The organism is Pseudomonas guineae (assembly GCF_900113745.1).
In the GTDB taxonomy this organism is placed as follows: Bacteria; Pseudomonadota; Gammaproteobacteria; order Pseudomonadales; family Pseudomonadaceae; genus Aquipseudomonas; species Aquipseudomonas guineae.
This window is the reverse complement of record NZ_FOQL01000002.1, coordinates 146,811-163,098: the sequence shown is the minus strand read 5'-3', so window position 1 is coordinate 163,098 and position 16,288 is coordinate 146,811. Positions and strand designations below refer to the sequence as shown.

At 57.4% G+C, this 16,288-nt stretch carries 13 protein-coding genes and 1 pseudogene; 6 read left to right on the top strand and 8 right to left on the bottom strand.

Features of this window, described 5'->3' with window-relative positions; all coding sequences use genetic code 11:
- Positions 1-54 precede the first annotated feature (54 nt).
- Positions 55-873, top strand: coding sequence for a posphoenolpyruvate synthetase regulatory kinase/phosphorylase PpsR (ppsR, locus tag BMZ32_RS09625; protein WP_090242098.1), 819 nt, complete (start codon positions 55-57; stop codon positions 871-873).
- Between the two features lie 67 nt (positions 874-940).
- Here the strand turns inward: ppsR and prpF are convergent, their stop codons facing one another.
- The 5 genes from prpF to BMZ32_RS09600 form a co-directional block, all read right to left on the bottom strand.
- Positions 941-2,128, bottom strand: a complete 1,188-nt coding sequence (gene prpF, locus BMZ32_RS09620; RefSeq protein ID WP_090241759.1) for a 2-methylaconitate cis-trans isomerase PrpF — start codon at positions 2,126-2,128, stop codon at positions 941-943.
- A 137-nt stretch (positions 2,129-2,265) separates the two neighbouring features.
- Positions 2,266-4,875, bottom strand: coding sequence for a Fe/S-dependent 2-methylisocitrate dehydratase AcnD (acnD, locus tag BMZ32_RS09615; protein ID WP_090242097.1), 2,610 nt, complete (start codon positions 4,873-4,875; stop codon positions 2,266-2,268).
- A gap of 14 nt (positions 4,876-4,889) precedes the next feature.
- The gene (prpC, locus tag BMZ32_RS09610) at positions 4,890-6,053 is read right to left on the bottom strand and encodes a bifunctional 2-methylcitrate synthase/citrate synthase (RefSeq protein WP_090241758.1); all 1,164 of its coding nucleotides are present in this window, start codon (positions 6,051-6,053) and stop codon (positions 4,890-4,892) included.
- A 71-nt stretch (positions 6,054-6,124) separates the two neighbouring features.
- Positions 6,125-7,009: a methylisocitrate lyase gene (gene prpB / locus BMZ32_RS09605; protein ID WP_090241757.1), complete on the bottom strand. Its 885-nt coding sequence runs from the start codon at positions 7,007-7,009 to the stop codon at positions 6,125-6,127.
- Positions 7,006-7,743 carry a GntR family transcriptional regulator gene (locus tag BMZ32_RS09600; RefSeq protein ID WP_090241756.1) on the bottom strand — a complete coding sequence of 246 codons (738 nt, stop codon included), beginning with the start codon at positions 7,741-7,743 and terminating at the stop codon, positions 7,006-7,008. The genes prpB and BMZ32_RS09600 overlap by 4 nt, the downstream gene beginning before the upstream one ends.
- A gap of 315 nt (positions 7,744-8,058) precedes the next feature.
- Between BMZ32_RS09600 and rloA the strand changes: the two genes are divergently transcribed.
- From rloA to pabB, 4 genes are all read left to right on the top strand, one after another.
- The gene (rloA, locus tag BMZ32_RS09595) at positions 8,059-8,595 is read left to right on the top strand and encodes a retropepsin-like aspartic peptidase RloA (RefSeq protein ID WP_090241755.1); all 537 of its coding nucleotides are present in this window, start codon (positions 8,059-8,061) and stop codon (positions 8,593-8,595) included.
- A 5-nt stretch (positions 8,596-8,600) separates the two neighbouring features.
- Positions 8,601-10,127, top strand: a complete 1,527-nt coding sequence (rloB, locus tag BMZ32_RS09590) for an osmotic stress tolerance membrane protein RloB (RefSeq protein ID WP_090241754.1) — start codon at positions 8,601-8,603, stop codon at positions 10,125-10,127.
- 4 nt (positions 10,128-10,131) lie between these two features.
- The gene (locus BMZ32_RS09585; protein WP_090241753.1) at positions 10,132-11,118 is read left to right on the top strand and encodes an alpha-L-glutamate ligase-like protein; all 987 of its coding nucleotides are present in this window, start codon (positions 10,132-10,134) and stop codon (positions 11,116-11,118) included.
- 217 nt (positions 11,119-11,335) lie between these two features.
- Complete coding sequence (pabB, locus tag BMZ32_RS09580) at positions 11,336-12,685, top strand: aminodeoxychorismate synthase component I (protein WP_090241752.1); 1,350 nt, start codon at positions 11,336-11,338, stop codon at positions 12,683-12,685.
- Positions 12,686-12,826: 141 nt separating this feature from the next.
- Here pabB and BMZ32_RS09575 read toward each other — a convergent pair whose 3' ends face one another.
- The 3 genes and pseudogenes from BMZ32_RS09575 to BMZ32_RS09565 form a co-directional block, all read right to left on the bottom strand.
- Positions 12,827-13,780, bottom strand: a complete 954-nt coding sequence (locus BMZ32_RS09575) for a L,D-transpeptidase family protein (RefSeq protein ID WP_090241751.1) — start codon at positions 13,778-13,780, stop codon at positions 12,827-12,829.
- 74 nt (positions 13,781-13,854) lie between these two features.
- Complete coding sequence (locus BMZ32_RS09570; RefSeq protein ID WP_090241750.1) at positions 13,855-14,136, bottom strand: hypothetical protein; 282 nt, start codon at positions 14,134-14,136, stop codon at positions 13,855-13,857.
- Between the two features lie 198 nt (positions 14,137-14,334).
- Positions 14,335-14,622: pseudogene (locus BMZ32_RS09565) on the bottom strand (SGNH/GDSL hydrolase family protein); the annotation flags it as partial.
- Positions 14,623-14,836: 214 nt separating this feature from the next.
- On the opposite strand from BMZ32_RS09565, the gene BMZ32_RS09560 reads away from it, so the two are divergent.
- Positions 14,837-16,117, top strand: a complete 1,281-nt coding sequence (locus tag BMZ32_RS09560; protein ID WP_244153953.1) for a tyrosine-type recombinase/integrase — start codon at positions 14,837-14,839, stop codon at positions 16,115-16,117.
- Positions 16,118-16,288 lie beyond the last annotated feature (171 nt).

Genomic DNA, 16,288 nt, shown 5'->3' with positions numbered 1-16,288 from the left:
AAGGCGGGCCTATGATAGCCAAGATTCGTCCTCAGCTTAAGGCCCATGGCACAAATGAAACGAACCGCTTTTTTCATCTCCGATGGCACCGGCATCACTGCCGAAACCCTGGGCCAAAGTTTGCTGGCACAGTTTGAAACTATCGACTTCACCAAGCTCACACGTCCGTACATCGACAGTGTGGAAAAAGCGCGCGCAATGGTACAACAAATCAACAGCGCAGCCGAGAAAGACGGCTCTAGACCGATCATTTTCGACACCATCGTCAATCAGGACATACGCGATATCCTGGCTGAGTCCGAAGGTTTTATGATCGATATCTTCTCGAGTTTTCTTGCCCCACTGGAACAGGAACTGACCTCACACTCCTCTTATTCCGTCGGCAAGTCACACTCCATCGGCCACAACTCTAACTATATGGAGCGTATCGAAGCGGTCAACTTCGCCCTGGATAACGACGACGGTGCACGTACTCACTACTACGACAAGGCTGATTTGATCCTAGTCGGCGTATCACGCTGCGGTAAAACTCCCACCTGCCTGTATATGGCCATGCAATACGGCATCCGCGCCGCCAACTACCCGCTGACCGAAGACGACATGGAGCGCTTGCAGCTTCCGCCAGCTCTCAAACAATACAAGGACAAACTGTTCGGCCTGACCATCGATCCGGACCGCCTCACCGCCATTCGTAACGAACGCAAGCCCAACAGCCGCTACGCCAGCTATGCCCAATGTGAATTTGAAGTGCGCGAAGTGGAAAACCTGTTCCGCCGCGAAAACATCGCCTACATCAACTCCACGCATTTCTCGGTAGAAGAAATTTCCGCCAAGATCCTGGTGGAAAAAGGTGTTGAGCGACGCTTTAAATAACCCAGGCAAACCATTGATTTAAATAGAAAAGACTCAAGTACTTCGAGTCTTTTCTCACTTGTAAAAACTAAAATGAATCGCCCGGCACCCGCACCCAACCTTCCATCAGAATGCGCGCACTGCGGCTCATAATTGCCTTAGTCACAGTCCACTGACCGTTAACCAGCGCCGCCTCGGCGCCAACGCGCAACGTGCCGGAAGGGTGACCAAAACGCACCGCCTCACGCGCAGTGCCACCCGCTGCCAGATTAACCAGGGTGCCAGGAATTGCCGCCGCCGTACCAATCGCCACGGCACAAGTACCCATCATGGCGTGATGCAGCTTGCCCATCGACAAGGCGCGCACTAGCAGGTCGATATCTGCAGCCTGTATTGCCTTACCACTGGACGATACATAGTCCTTGGGCTTAGCCACAAAGGCGATTTTCGGCGTGTGCTGACGGGTAGCCGCCTCTTCCGCCGTCGTGATCAACCCCATGCGCAAGGCCCCGGCCACACGGATTTTCTCGAAACGCGCCAGTTGTTCGGGATCAGCGTTGATCTGCTCACGCAGTTCAGTGCCGCTGTAACCGATGTCTTCGGCATTAACGAACACAGTGGGAATGCCGGCGCTGATCATGGTCGCTTTGAAGGTGCCAACACCGGGGACGTCCAAGTCGTCGACCAGGTTGCCGGTGGGGAACATCGAGCTGCCCTCAGCGCCGTCATCGGACGGATCGAGAAACTCCAACACGATCTCGGCGGCTGGGAATGTCACCCCGTCCAGCTCAAAGTCGCCGGTTTCTTGCACCTGACCATTACTGACCGGCACGTGGGCAATGATGGTTTTCTCGATATTGGCCTGCCAGATACGCACCACACACATCCCGTTTTCCGGGATACGCAAAGGGTCAATCAGCCCCGCATGAATGGCAAAAGCGCCGGCAGCAGTGGACAGGTTGCCGCAATTTCCGCTCCAGTCGACGAAAGCCTTGTCGATCGACACTTGACCGTAGAGGTAGTCGGCGTCGTGATCAGGCTGGCTGCTTTTTGACAGAATCACGCACTTAGAGGTCGATGAGGTGGCGCCGCCCATGCCATCGATCTGCGCGGCATAGGGGTCGGGACTGCCAATCACCCGCATAAACAGATGGTCGCGGGGCGCGCCCGGCACTTGGCAGTTTTGCGGCAGGTCGTCTAGGCGGAAAAATACGCCCTTACTGGTACCGCCACGCATGTAGGTAGCGGGAATCTTGATTTGGGGTTGATGAGCCATGTTGTTGTCCTGGCTTGAAGTAAGTAGCCGTAGGGTGGATGGCGTTTTATCCATCCACCGCACACCCGGTCATGGTGGATCGGTACAGCGCGATCCACCCTACGAAAAACCGGGGCATTGTCGCCCCGGCTGCTGGATCAGCCCTTGGTCGCCTCAAGGAAGTCCTGAGCGAAGCGTTGCAGCACACCGCCGGCTTCGTACACCAGCACTTCTTCATCGCTGTCCAGTCGGCAGGTCATCGGCACTTCAACACGCTCGCCATTTCGACGAGTGATCACCAGTGTCATGGTTGCGCGCGGCTTACGCTCACCTACCACGTCATACACTTCAGTGCCGTCGATACCCAGCGTCAGGCGTGTAGTGCCTGGCTTGAACTCCAGCGGTAGCACGCCCATACCGATCAAGTTAGTGCGGTGGATACGCTCGAAACCCTCGGCGGCAATCACCTCCACACCGGCCAAGCGTGGCCCCTTGGCGGCCCAGTCGCGCGAGCTGCCCTGACCATAGTCGGCCCCAGCAATGATGATCAGGTTCTGCTTACGGCCCATGTAAGTTTCGATGGCTTCCCACATACGCATTACTTTGCCTTCCGGCTCAACGCGGGCCAGCGAGCCTTTTTTCACCTGACCATCAACCACGGCCATTTCGTTGACCAGCTGCGGGTTGGCGAACGTGGCGCGCTGCGCGGTCAAGTGGTCACCGCGGTGGGTGGCGTAGGAGTTGAAGTCCTCTTCCGGCAAGCCCATTTTGTGCAGGTACTCGCCCGCCGCCGAATTCAGCAAAATCGCGTTAGACGGCGACAGGTGATCGGTGGTGATGTTGTCTGGCAGCACAGCCAGCGGCAGCATGCCCTTGAGGGTGCGCTCGCCAGCCAGTGCGCCTTCCCAATAGGGCGGACGACGGATGTAAGTGGACGTCGGACGCCAGTCATACAGCGGGCTCTCGGACTCCGTCACAGTGCCGAGGTCAAACATCGGGATGTAAATCTGGCGGAACTGCTCCGGTTTGACGCTGGCCGCGACGATAGCGTCGATCTCTTCATCGCTCGGCCACAGGTCTTTCAGGGTGACCGGATTGCCCTGCTGGTCATGCCCTAGCACGTCTTGCTCGATGTCAAAGCGCATAGTGCCGGCAATGGCATACGCCACCACCAACGGCGGCGAAGCCAGGAACGCCTGCTTGGCGTAAGGATGGATGCGCCCGTCGAAGTTGCGGTTGCCGCTCAATACGGCTGTGGCATATAGGTCGCGGTCGATGATTTCTTGCTGGATCAGCGGATCCAGCGCGCCGGACATACCGTTACAGGTGGTGCAGGCGTAGCCAACAATGCCGAAACCCAGCTGCTCCAGCTCGGTCAGCAGACCGGCATCTTCCAGGTACAGCTTGGCGACCTTGGAACCTGGGGCAAAGGAGGTCTTAACCCAGGGCTTGCGCAGCAGGCCGAGTGCGTTGGCCTTCTTCGCCACCAGACCAGCAGCGACCACGTTGCGCGGGTTGGAGGTGTTGGTACAACTGGTGATGGCGGCGATGATCACCGCGCCATCCGGCATCAAGCCGTCGGCCTCTTCGGCCTTACCGGATGCCAGCTTAGCTCCATCGGCAATGCCACGCTCGTTCAACGCAGAGGTCGGCAGGCGGCGATGCGGGTTGCTCGGGCCGGCCATGTTGCGCACCACGGTCGACAGGTCGAAGCTCAGTACCCGCTCGTATTCAGCGGTGACCAAGGCATCAGCCCATAGACCGGTGGTCTTGGCGTAATGCTCGACCAGCGCCACTTGCTCTGGCTCACGGCCGGTGAGCTTGAGGTAGTCGATGGTTTGCTGGTCGATGTAGAACATCGAGGCGGTGGCACCGTATTCCGGACACATGTTGGAGATGGTTGCACGGTCACCGATGGTCAGGCTGTTGGCGCCCTCACCGAAGAACTCAACCCAGGCACCCACCACGCGCTCAGCACGCAGGAACTCAGTGATGGCCAGGACGATATCCGTAGCGGTAATGCCTGGCTGGCGTTTGCCGGTCAGCTTGACGCCGACGATATCGGGCAGACGCATCATCGAGGCGCGGCCAAGCATCACGGTTTCGGCTTCCAGGCCGCCCACACCCACTGCGATTACGCCCAGCGCATCGACGTGGGGGGTGTGACTGTCAGTGCCGACACAGGTGTCTGGGAAGGCCACGCCGCCACGCGCCTGAATCACCGGGCTCATTTTCTCCAGGTTGATCTGGTGCATGATGCCGTTGCCGGCTGGGATCACGTCGACGTTCTTGAACGCGGTCTTGGTCCACTCAATAAAGTGGAAGCGATCTTCGTTGCGGCGATCCTCAATGGCGCGGTTCTTTTCGAAGGCATCCGGATCAAAGCCCGCTGCTTCCACGGCCAGCGAGTGATCGACGATCAGCTGGGTCGGCACCACAGGGTTGACCTTGGACGGGTCACCGCCCTGCTCAGCAATCGCATCACGCAGGCCGGCCAGATCAACCAGCGCGGTCTGGCCGAGAATGTCGTGGCAGACCACACGAGCCGGGTACCAGGGAAAATCCAGGTCGCGCTTGCGCTCGATCAGCTGCTTCAGCGATTCAGTCAGGATCGCTGGGTCACAGCGACGCACCAACTGCTCGGCCAGCACGCGAGAGACGTAAGGCAGCTTGGCGTAGGCGCCAGGGGCTATGGCGTCCACCGCCTCGCGGGTGTCGAAGTAGTCCAGCACAGTGCCGGGCAACGGCTTGCGGTATTGGCTGTTCAGGGTAATGGTCATTGTTATGTACGCTCCTTGAGCGGTACGAACTTGACGTCTTCCGGACCAACGTAATTGGCGCTCGGACGGATAATCTTGCCGTCGATGCGCTGCTCGATCACGTGACTGGACCAGCCCGAGGTGCGTGCAATCACGAACAGCGGGGTGAACATGGCAGTCGGTACACCCATCATGTGGTAGCTGACGGCGCTGAACCAATCGAGGTTGGGGAACATCTTTTTGATTTCCCACATGGTCGATTCCAGACGCTCGGCAATGTCGTACATCTTCATGTTGCCCTGTTCGGTAGACAGCTCGCGCGCAACGTCTTTGATCACTTTGTTGCGCGGGTCGCTGACGGTGTAGACCGGGTGGCCGAAACCGATCACCACTTCCTTCTTCTCGACGCGCGCACGGATATCGGTCTCGGCCTCATCCGGGTTGTCGTAGCGCTTTTGAATTTCAAATGCCACTTCGTTGGCGCCGCCGTGCTTCGGCCCGCGCAACGCACCAATACCGCCGGCGATGCAGGAGAAAATGTCCGAACCGGTACCAGCGATTACTCGCGAGGTGAAGGTGGAGGCGTTGAATTCGTGCTCGGCGTACAGATTGAGCGAGGTGTGCATGGCACGCACCCAAGACTCGCGCGGCTTTTCACCGTGCAACAGGTGCAGGAAGTGGCCGCCAATGGAGTCATCGTCGGTTTCCACCTCGATGCGCTTACCGTTGTGGCTGAAGTGATACCAATACAGCAGCGCGCTGCCCAGCGAAGCCATCAGCTTGTCGGCAATATCACGGGCGCCCGGGTGGTTGTGGTCGTCTTTCTCTGGCGACACACACCCCAACACGGACACGGCGGTACGCATCACGTCCATCGGATGCGCCGACGGCGGCAGCTGCTCAAGGGACACCTTGAGGCTCGCCGGCAGGCCACGCAGGGCCTTGAGCTTGGCTTTGTAGCCCGCCAGTTCGGCGACGTTGGGCAGTTTTCCGTGCACTAGCAAGTGAGCGATTTCTTCGAAGTCGCAGCGATTGGCGAAATCGAGCACATCATAGCCACGGTAATGCAGGTCGTTACCGGTACGGCCAACGGTGCAAAGCGCGGTGTTGCCGGCGGTGGTGCCGCTCAGGGCTACGGATTTCTTCGGTTTGAAGCCTGGGGTGGTGGTTTCTGGGGTCGCACTCATAACTCAACTCTCCTCATCCGATCCGCTCGGGTCGTTCTTTTTATCTGCAGGCTCTACAGCCTGCACTGCGGTTATTTCTTGGCAGCGAACAACGCATCAAGGCTCTGCTCGAAGGCGTGGTAATTGATGCGCTCATAAAGCTCCATGCGGGTTTGCATGGTGTCGATAACATTCTTCTGCGTACCGTCACGGCGCACGGCCATGTAGACGTTTTCAGCCGCCTTGTTCATCGCCCGGAAGGCCGACAGCGGGTAAAGCACGAGGCCGACATCCACCTCGGCCAGCTCTTCAGTGGTGTACAGCGGCGTGGCACCAAACTCGGTGATATTGGCCAGAATCGGCGCGTTGACCCGATCGGCGAAAGTTTTGTACATCGCCAGCTCGGTGATTGCCTCAGGGAAGATCATGTCAGCACCGGCCTCGACACAGGCTGCTGCGCGATCCAGCGCCGAATTCAAACCTTCAACCGCCAGCGCATCGGTGCGCGCCATGATCACGAAGCTGTCGTCGGTGCGTGCATCAACGGCGGCCTTAATACGGTCGACCATTTCCTGCTGGGAGACGATCTCCTTATTAGGACGATGGCCGCAGCGCTTAGCACCCACTTGATCTTCGATATGAATCGCCGCTGCACCGAACTTGATCATCGACTTGACTGTGCGCGCGACGTTGAACGCCGAACTGCCGAAACCGGTGTCGACATCCACCAACAGCGGCAAGTCGCAGACATCGGTGATGCGCCGCACATCGGTCAGCACGTCGTCCAGACCGGTAATACCCAAATCAGGTAAGCCAAGAGAACCCGCGGCCACGCCGCCGCCAGAGAGGTAGATCGCCTTGAAACCAGCACGCTTGGCCAATAAGGCATGGTTGGCGTTAATCGCGCCAATCACTTGTAACGGGTGCTCTTCAGCAACCGCATCGCGGAAACGCTGACCGGGACTTTTCATGCTCATGACTCACCTCGGGTTTTGGCTGTTTGGGTGGGTGCGCCCTGCCCCATGCTGATGGCGAAGTGGCGCTCAATATTACGTTTGGAGGCGCCGATATGACGGCGCATCAATAACTCGGCCAGCTCACCGTCACGCTCGGCAATGGCATCGAGAATACGGTGGTGCTCGGCAAACGCTTGGCGCGGCCGGTTGGGCGTGGCGGAGAATTGCAGGCGATACATGCGCACCAGCTGATACAGCTCGCCGCAAAGCATCTGGGTCAGGGTCTTGTTGCCACTGCCTTGGATAATCCGATAGTGGAAGTCAAAGTCGCCTTCCTGCTGGTAATAACCGACACCAGCTTTAAAAGCTGCGTCCTGTTCATGCAGGTCGAGCACCCGGCGTAGCTCATCGATTTCCGTTGCCGTCATGCGTTCAGCCGCCAGGCGACAGGCCATGCCTTCCAAGGACTCACGAATTTCATAGAGTTCGATCAGTTCGGCGTGGCTAAGCGAGACCACGCGTGCTCCTACGTGGGGCACGCGCACCAATAGACGCTGACCTTCCAAGCGGTGTATTGCCTCACGCAGTGGGCCACGGCTGATGCCATAGGTGCGTGCTAGCTCCGGCTCTGAAATCTTGCTACCGGGCGCAATCTCACCTTTGACGATAGCCGCCTGAATACGCCGAAACACCTGCTCGGAGAGGGTTTCAGAGTCTTCTTGGCTGGACACGGACAGCTCAATCACATCAAGCATATTGTCGACACTGCAAGGTTAAAGTAGTTGAAAACTAACCATAATACCCATCCTTGTCAAATATTGAGGACATATTGTTGACACTTCTGGCAATCACTTTAGTCGCACATCATGCGTTGCCCGTCGCTGCGACCTTACTTGCATAAACGCCTACAAGCGCCTGTCCTGACTGAAAAAGCCCATGGTAGAATATCTGCCGTTTAATGCCTGCGGGGTACGTTTCAACTCACCGCTAGACTCCAAACCCAGGCATGCGCATTACAATACGTGCCTCCCGCTCTCGCTCCCCCTCTTAACATCGCGTTTTCAGGATTTATGACACTCAAGCCCTTCTTTCTATTGCTATGCCTGCTCCTTACTCCCGGCCTGGGCCTCGCCGCGGAGAAGACGGTCTATGGGCTTAATGAGTACGTACGTTTATTCGACCTTGACCTGAAGCTTGCGGCTAAGCTCGACACGGGGGCAAAGACGGCATCGCTCAGCGCTCGCGACATCGAACGCTTCAAGCGAGATGGCGAAACCTGGGTACGCTTTTACTTGGCCATCGACGAGGCACACAGCAGCCCCATCGAACGGCCTCTGGCGCGCATCAGCAAAATCAAACGCCGTGCGGGCGACTATGATCCAGAAGAAGAAAAAACCTACACAGCGCGCCCGGTGATCGAAATGGACGTCTGCATGGGTCATGCTCTGCGCACCATTGAAGTGAACTTGACCGACCGTAGTGCATTCCAATACCCGTTGTTGATAGGCTCCGAGGCGCTCAAACGCTTTTCGGCCCTGGTCGACCCGAGTCTTAAATACGCAGCAGGCAAACCTGCCTGTGCCCCTGACGCAAACCTTGGCGAGTAATACCCATGCGCTCTCTTACCCTCCATCTGAAAGTCCTGGTCATACTCCTCGTGAGCCTGGGCATTCTGATCACGGCTTATCAGATTTTCATCCTCGGCATCCCTATGACCGAAGACGAAACGGATGACCTATGGAACATCGACGCCAAAGTTGAGTTCCAAGCCAGCCCACGCGAGCCGGTCAAGCTGCAGATGTTCGTGCCACCGCTGGCCCAAGATTACGTCAGCCTAAACGAGAGCTTTATCTCAAATAACTACGGCGTCAGCATCAACCGCGCCGACGGCAACCGCAAAGTCACTTGGTCCGCCCGCCGCGCCAGTGGCAAGCAAACGCTGTACTACCGCCTGGTACTGACCAAGCGCTACAGCGGCGAACAAGCCAAGGCCAAAGGTCCGATCTTCCGCGACAGTATCCCGGTTGAAGGGGCCGAGAAGATTGCCGCCGAAGCCTTGCTCGCACCGATTCGCCAGCACTCGGCGGACGTCGAAACCTTCATCAGTGAAACCATCAAGCGCGTCAATAACAGTAACGATGACAACGTCAAATTGCTGCTGAGCGGTGACGCGTCAACTGCCAACAAAGCCACGGCCATCGAGTTGCTGCTGTCCATTGCCCACGTGCCCATGCAGCGCGTACACACCATCCGCCTCTCCGCTGAAATCCAGCAGAGCCCAGAGCTTTGGCTGCGCAGCTTCAACGGAGAAAAATGGCTGTACTTCAACCCGGAGAGCGGCGAGCAAGGCCTACCGGTTGATCGCCTGGTCTGGTGGACCGGTGATGACAGCCTGGTCACTTTGGAGGGGGGCAAGCAGGCGCAAGTCAGCTTCAGCCTGAACAACAGCGAAATGAACGCCATTCGTCTGGCTAAATTGACCGACGAAAACACCGACGCCGACTTCCTCGAATACACCTTGTACGGCCTGCCGCTGCAGACCCAGCAGACCTTTATGATCATGGTGATGATCCCGATCGGCGTGCTGGTGATCCTGATCCTGCGCAACCTCGGCGGCCTGCAAACACTGGGTACCTTCACCCCGGTACTGATTGCCTTGGCCTTCCGCGAGATGCAGCTGGGCTATGGCATTGTGTTCTTCACCATCATCACCGCGCTGGGTCTATCGCTGCGCTCCTACCTTGAGCACTTGAAACTGCAGATGCTGCCGCGCCTGTCGGTGGTACTGACCTTCGTCGTCGTGCTGATCGCCGCTATCAGCCTGTTCAGCCACAAGCTTGGGCTTGAGCGCGGTCTATCGGTCGCACTGTTCCCAATGGTGATTCTGACCATGACCATCGAGCGCCTGTCCATCACGTGGGAAGAACGCGGTGGCGGCCATGCCTTCAAGGTCGCTATAGGCACTCTGTTTGCCGCTACTCTGGCGCACTTGCTGATGAGCGTGCAGGAGCTGAATTACTTCATTTTCACCTTCCCTGCGGTGCTGATGATCATGGTCGGCTTTATGTTGGCGATGGGTCGCTATCGCGGTTACCGCCTGACCGAACTGTTCCGCTTCAAAGCCTTCCTCAAGGACTAATGCCATGTTCGGTCTGATCAAGACGTGGAAAGCCCTTGAAGCCAAAGGCATCATGGGCATCAACCGACGCAACGCGGACTACGTGCTGAAGTACAACAAACGGCACTTGTACCCGATCGTCGATGACAAGATCATCACCAAGCTGCGCGCGATCGAAGCGGGCATCGATGTGCCGGAAATGTATGGCGTCATCGATACCGAGAAAGGCATCGACAAACTGCGCGAGATCATCGGCGACCGTCCAGACTTCGTGGTTAAGCCAGCGCAAGGCGCTGGCGGCGACGGTATTCTGGTGATCGCTGACCGCTTCGAAGACAAGTACAGAACTGTCTCGGGCAAAATCATCAGTCACGAAGAGATCGAACACCAGATCTCCAGCATCCTCACGGGCCTCTACTCCCTGGGTGGTCACCGTGACCGCGCATTGATCGAGTACCGCGTCACACCGGACCAAATCTTCAAAAGCATCAGCTATGAAGGCGTGCCGGACATCCGCATCATCGTACTGATGGGCTACCCGGTGATGGCGATGTTGCGCTTGCCAACCCGCCAATCCGGCGGCAAGGCCAACCTGCACCAAGGCGCCATCGGTGTCGGTGTGGACATGGCCACCGGCGTGACCCTGCGCGGCACGTGGCTGAACAATAAGATCAGCAAGCACCCAGACACCACTAACGCGGTGGACGGCGTGCAACTGCCAAACTGGGATGGCTTTATGAAGCTGGCGGCAGGCTGTTACGAGCTTTGCGGGCTGGGCTATATCGGCGTGGACATGGTGCTGGACCAGGACAAAGGCCCGTTGATTCTTGAACTCAACGCCCGCCCAGGCCTGAACATCCAGATTGCCAACGACTGCGGGCTCACTCACCGCGCCCATGCGGTTGAAGCACGCATCGCCGAGCTGAAAAAGAAAGGCATTGTGGAAAGTCCTGAAGAGCGCATGCGCTTCTCACAAGAGCTGTTTGGTCATATACCAACGGTTCAGGACTGATCGAGCGCAGAACCAGAGGCAGGCATCACATAGCCATACCCACGCCCTACGAGAACTCCGTTTTCGTAGGGTGTTTTGTTTCCAGCCACCCTCAGCAACAGACTCAATTGAACTGACAATCCAGATGAACCCAAGCCGCCTTAATCTCGCGCTTAAGCGCTAGGATGAATGCGGGCGACGTTTTACAATCGGCGTCCGCGCACCTCGAAATTGTTATATGCCTACTTGCCTTGTACTGGACCTACCCTACCAAGCAGACCCCTCGGGTTACTTCAGCCATGTCATACACGCACCCGGTGCTGTACTGCTGGATGCCGGACGACCGACCGCGCAGCGCGGACGCTATGACCTGATGAGTGCCTGGCCATCGGCAGAGCTGGCACCGACGCCGGACGAAACGGCCAACGCCTTCTTACAACGCTTGCGTCAGAGCCTCAGCGCGCTGGGTGAAACTCAAGCGCCCGCTGACAATCCGCTTCCCTTCATTGGCGGGCTGATAGGATACCTGAGCTACGATTTCGGCCGCAGACTGGAGCAACTGCCCGCCCAGGCTATCGATGACCTCGCTCTGGCGGACGCACGCTTTGGTGTGTATGCCTGGGCACTGATTACCGATCACCAGCGACAGCGCAGCCAATTAGTATTTCATCCCAGCCTGAACGCTGCCGAACGCCAGCGCTTGAGTGACCTGTTCTTAACCCCGGCAGTACCAGCGCCACAACCATTCAAGCTGTTGCAGCGTTTTCGTTCCAACATCACCGAAGACCAGTATCAGCAATGCTTCGCGCGAATTCAGGCGTATATCCAAGCCGGCGACTGCTATCAGGTGAATTTTGCCCAGCGCTTTCAAGCGCGCTACCAAGGCTCACCCTGGACGGCCTACCAAGCATTACGCGCCGCTTGCCCGACACCGTTTTCCGGTTATCAAACACTGCCAGATGGCGGCGCCATCATCAGCCTGTCGCCCGAGCGCTTCTTGCGCATCAGCGCAGGACAAGTGGAAACCCGGCCGATCAAGGGCACTCGCCCACGTCATGCCGACCCGCAACAGGACCAAGCCCAGGCCGACGCATTGCTCGACAGCCTTAAAGACCGGGCAGAGAACCTGATGATTGTCGACCTGTTGCGTAATGATCTAGGCCGCAGCTGCACGATCGGCTCGGTTCGGGTGCAAGAACTCTTCGCCCTGGAAAGCTACCCCAACGTGCATCATCTGGTCAGCGCCGTCACCGGCGAGCTGGCGGCCGGCAAAGATGCGCTAGACCTGATCGCCGGTAGCTTTCCTGGCGGCTCGATTACCGGCGCACCGAAGATTCGCGCCATGCAAATCATTGACGAGCTGGAGCCGACACGCCGAGCGCTATATTGCGGCTCACTGCTGTACTTGGATGTACGCGGTGAAATGGACAGCTCCATCGCCATACGCAGTCTGCTGGCCAAGGACGGGCAGATCAGCTGCTGGGGCGGTGGCGGTATCGTCGCCGACTCCAACGCGCAGGCCGAATACCAAGAGTCCATAACCAAGGTCAAAGTGCTGCTACAAACCCTGGAGCAGTTCTGCGACTGACAGACGACGCGACTCGGCACAAACTAAAACACCCTGCGAAGACAAAGCCCTCGCAGGGTGTTCACAACCATCAAGCCACTACAGTGACTTCTGATGAGCCCGTCAGTGACTGCGCATCACGGACCTTAAACCGTTGTTGATTTAGATCGCAGGCTCAGTGGCCACTAAAGCCTGGCCAGGCTGTGCGATCTCAACAGGTAAGCCATCTTCAGCAGCGACCACTTCGCGCAGCATTTCCCAATCCAAACGCAGACCGGCGAATTCATCGTTTTTCAGCAGCGCATTAATCACCGCCGTGTGCTTATCGACCACCGAGGCATCGCCGGTCTCATCCAGAGGCGCATGCGCCTCCAAGTAAATCTTATCGCCGCTACGGCCAAACTTGTAAGGCTCGTTGATGATGCGCACCGGCGTACCAACCGACACCATCGACGCCAGTTTCAGTACGTTGTGGTTAAGCATGCGAAAACAACCGTGGCTGACGCGCATACCGATACCAAACTTTTTGTTCGAGCCGTGAATCAGATAGCCTGGTACCGAAAGGCCCAGCTTGTAGGGGCCTAACGGATTATCCGGCCCCGGTGGTACATAGGCCGGCAGCGGATCACCCGCAGCAGCATGCTCTGCAAGAATCGATTTCGGCGGCGTCCAGCCCGGGTTCGGCGTCTTGGCGGTAATGCGCGCGTCGGCCACTGGCGAGCTCCAGCCTTCGCGGCCAATACCCAGCGGATAGGTGTGCACCACATTGCCGCCTTTCGGGTAGTAATACAGGCGGTATTCGGCGAGGTTGATCACCACACCCTCGCGCGGTCCTGGCGGCAGGATGTAGCGCGTTGGCAAAATAATCTCGGTGCCTTCACCCGGCAACCAAGCATCAACGCCTGGGTTGGCAACCACCATTTCCAGATAGCCCAAATCATTGGCCACACCCAGATCAGCAAAGGTATCTTCATACTTGGCCTGGATGACCTGCACTTCACCGACGATATCTTCGCCGGGCGGCGGCAACGGAAACTCAAGTGCACTGACAGACGTTGCTACAAAGAAAGCAGCAAGTGGCAGGCAGCGGGTGACGGCAAAAGCTCGCGACAACATCCGGGAATTCCTGACGAAAATGGTGGGTAAATTAGACGGCGAGTGTACACCGATTGATCGGCCGCCGGGATAGCTCAACGCCCTGGCAATTCAGGACGATCACCGCGCTTCTGCGCGTCTAACCTCGCCCGACACGCCGGGCACAAGCGCTTATCACGCAGCACAGCCTTGTTCAGATCACGCCATAACGGCTGCGCGGGCAGCAAGCCGCCACACAGCGTACGGTCGGCGAACTCGCCTAATTCAAGCTGACGCGCGAGCAGGTGCACACGCACTTCTCGGCAGGCGAACAGGTCAAGCTGCTCGTCAGGCTCGATCAGTTGGTAGGCATGCAAGGACCAGGCGGGACGCGGCATTGAGGGCTCCAGTACGGGGGCGCCACATTAGCCGAAAGGCACCGCGCAGAAAAGCCTCTCAGTGCAAAGGTTTTAGGCGTGGCCACGCGTTATTCAGCTATTTAGGCGGTGCCTAATTAGTTGAGTGAATGCCACGGTTTTACCTCACTGATTAGCGCCCCCTCAAACCGGGTCTTCTTGATGCTCTTGGGGGATACTTCAGAGCAACGGTTTCAGCATCGGCCAGACGTTATCCAGTAACCGAGGCTGGGCTTCAGCAGTAGGGTGAATACCATCACTCTGCACCATGGAAGGCACGCCACCTATGCCCTCCAGCACAAAAGGCACCAAGGCTGAGCCGGTCTCACTGGCCACTTTGGGGAACACTTCTGCGAAAGCAGTCGTGTAACGCACACCGTAATTAGGCGGTAAGCGCACCCCCAAAATGAGCACCTTGGCCCCTATCTTTTGTGACTGCTGCACCATGGCCGCAAGGTTTTGTTGCAATCCCACTTGTAGGTCGGGAACCCCGTAAACTCAAGGGTTCCAGCCAATGACCACCAATCAGACGCTCCAAAGTGGGACAAACCTGTTACAAACTGCGCTCGCCAAGCCCTACCACTACCGCCGGTCGGGTCGCTATTACCTGCGCCTTCGACCTCAAGGCACCACCGCCAGCTTCTTTACGCTATCGCTCAGGACCACCAACAAGGCCACCGCTATGACCATCTCCCAAGAAATCCTCCAGACCCTCAAGGCTTTCCACTTCGACAACCCTGAGGCCACCTGGGAGGAACTACGTGAGCGCCTGGAGGAAATCGCTGAGTCCTGCCTGACGATGGCCCATGGTGATGACTCTCTCTTGGCATACGAGATGATCAATGATGAGCAACATGCAGCCCTCAGAGAGGCAAGCGCCAAGCTCCCTTTGAGCGTCAATCAGCACAGAGCAGTACAGAAAGCACTGGAGATCATTGAGGCTGCACAACAGCGCCTGAAGGGTAGACCGGGGAAACTGGTAGAGATCGTGAGGGACCTCAGAGGTGAATCATGTAGCACGCCTGTAGCCCGAACATCCCTGTCCTTATCTGTAGGTCCCGCCAAGGACCCTGTGACCTGGGAGACCCTTTCCGCTCTCTACATGACTGAGCACAGCATCAACCTCAAGGAGGACAGCCGGGATTCCGCCATGACGGTCCACAAGACCATAGGGGAATCATTTAAGGCTATCGGGGTGGCTGACCTCAGGGCTCACACAAGGGAGGACCTGATCAAGCTCAGGACTCACCTACTGACTGGCCGTAAGCCGTCCACCGTGAATAATCATTTAGCCAAGCTGGGGGCCGTCCTAACGTGGGCTGTAAGGTCTGACAAACTGGTCAAGCAATACTCCGAGAAACTGAAACTCACCAAAGGGGCAGACAGTACCCGTGAGGCGTTCTCAAGGGACCAAGTGATCAATATCATGGCCCACGCCAAGACCCTGCCTGTGGGCTCCTGGGAGCGCTGGAGTGTGTCCCTCCTGGCCATCACTGGGGCACGAGTGGGGGAAGTCGCTGGCCTGACCAAGGCCGACATACAGGAGGTCGATGGTTATTGGTGCATCAACATCAATGAAGACAGCCCAGGGAAGTCCATTAAGAACAAGCACAGTGCCCGTAAGGTTCCCCTTGTGGATGGTGCCCTGGGGTTTGACCTCAGGGGGTTCCTGGAGGCTGTCAATGCTGGTGCCCTGCCCTCGGAAAATGGAGTTAACAAATTGAAGGCCAGCCGGAACCTTGGGGTGCTCATACGGGATGCCCTCGGCACTGCCCCAGGTGGAAACCTAACGCTTCACTCACTGAGGCACCACTTCAGCGGCTCACTGAAAAACGCTGGGGTTCCTGTGGCATACGCACAAGCTGCCCTTGGGCATTCCTCAAGGACCATAGCCTTTGATAACTATGGGGCTGGGGTCGACATAAAGGAGGTCTATGGGGCCATCCTAAAAGGACTCTGTTGATGTATTGGCATGCACATTAATCGTTCATTTAAGATCACTGTGTAAAGGAATCCTGTACTTTGAAACTGCGACTTCCGTTAGATACAATAGAATTGTATATTTGTGGGAAAGTAATGAGGAGCGCCCCTCAGTATCCAATTGGCACGACTCTGGCTCGACCAACTGGCAGCT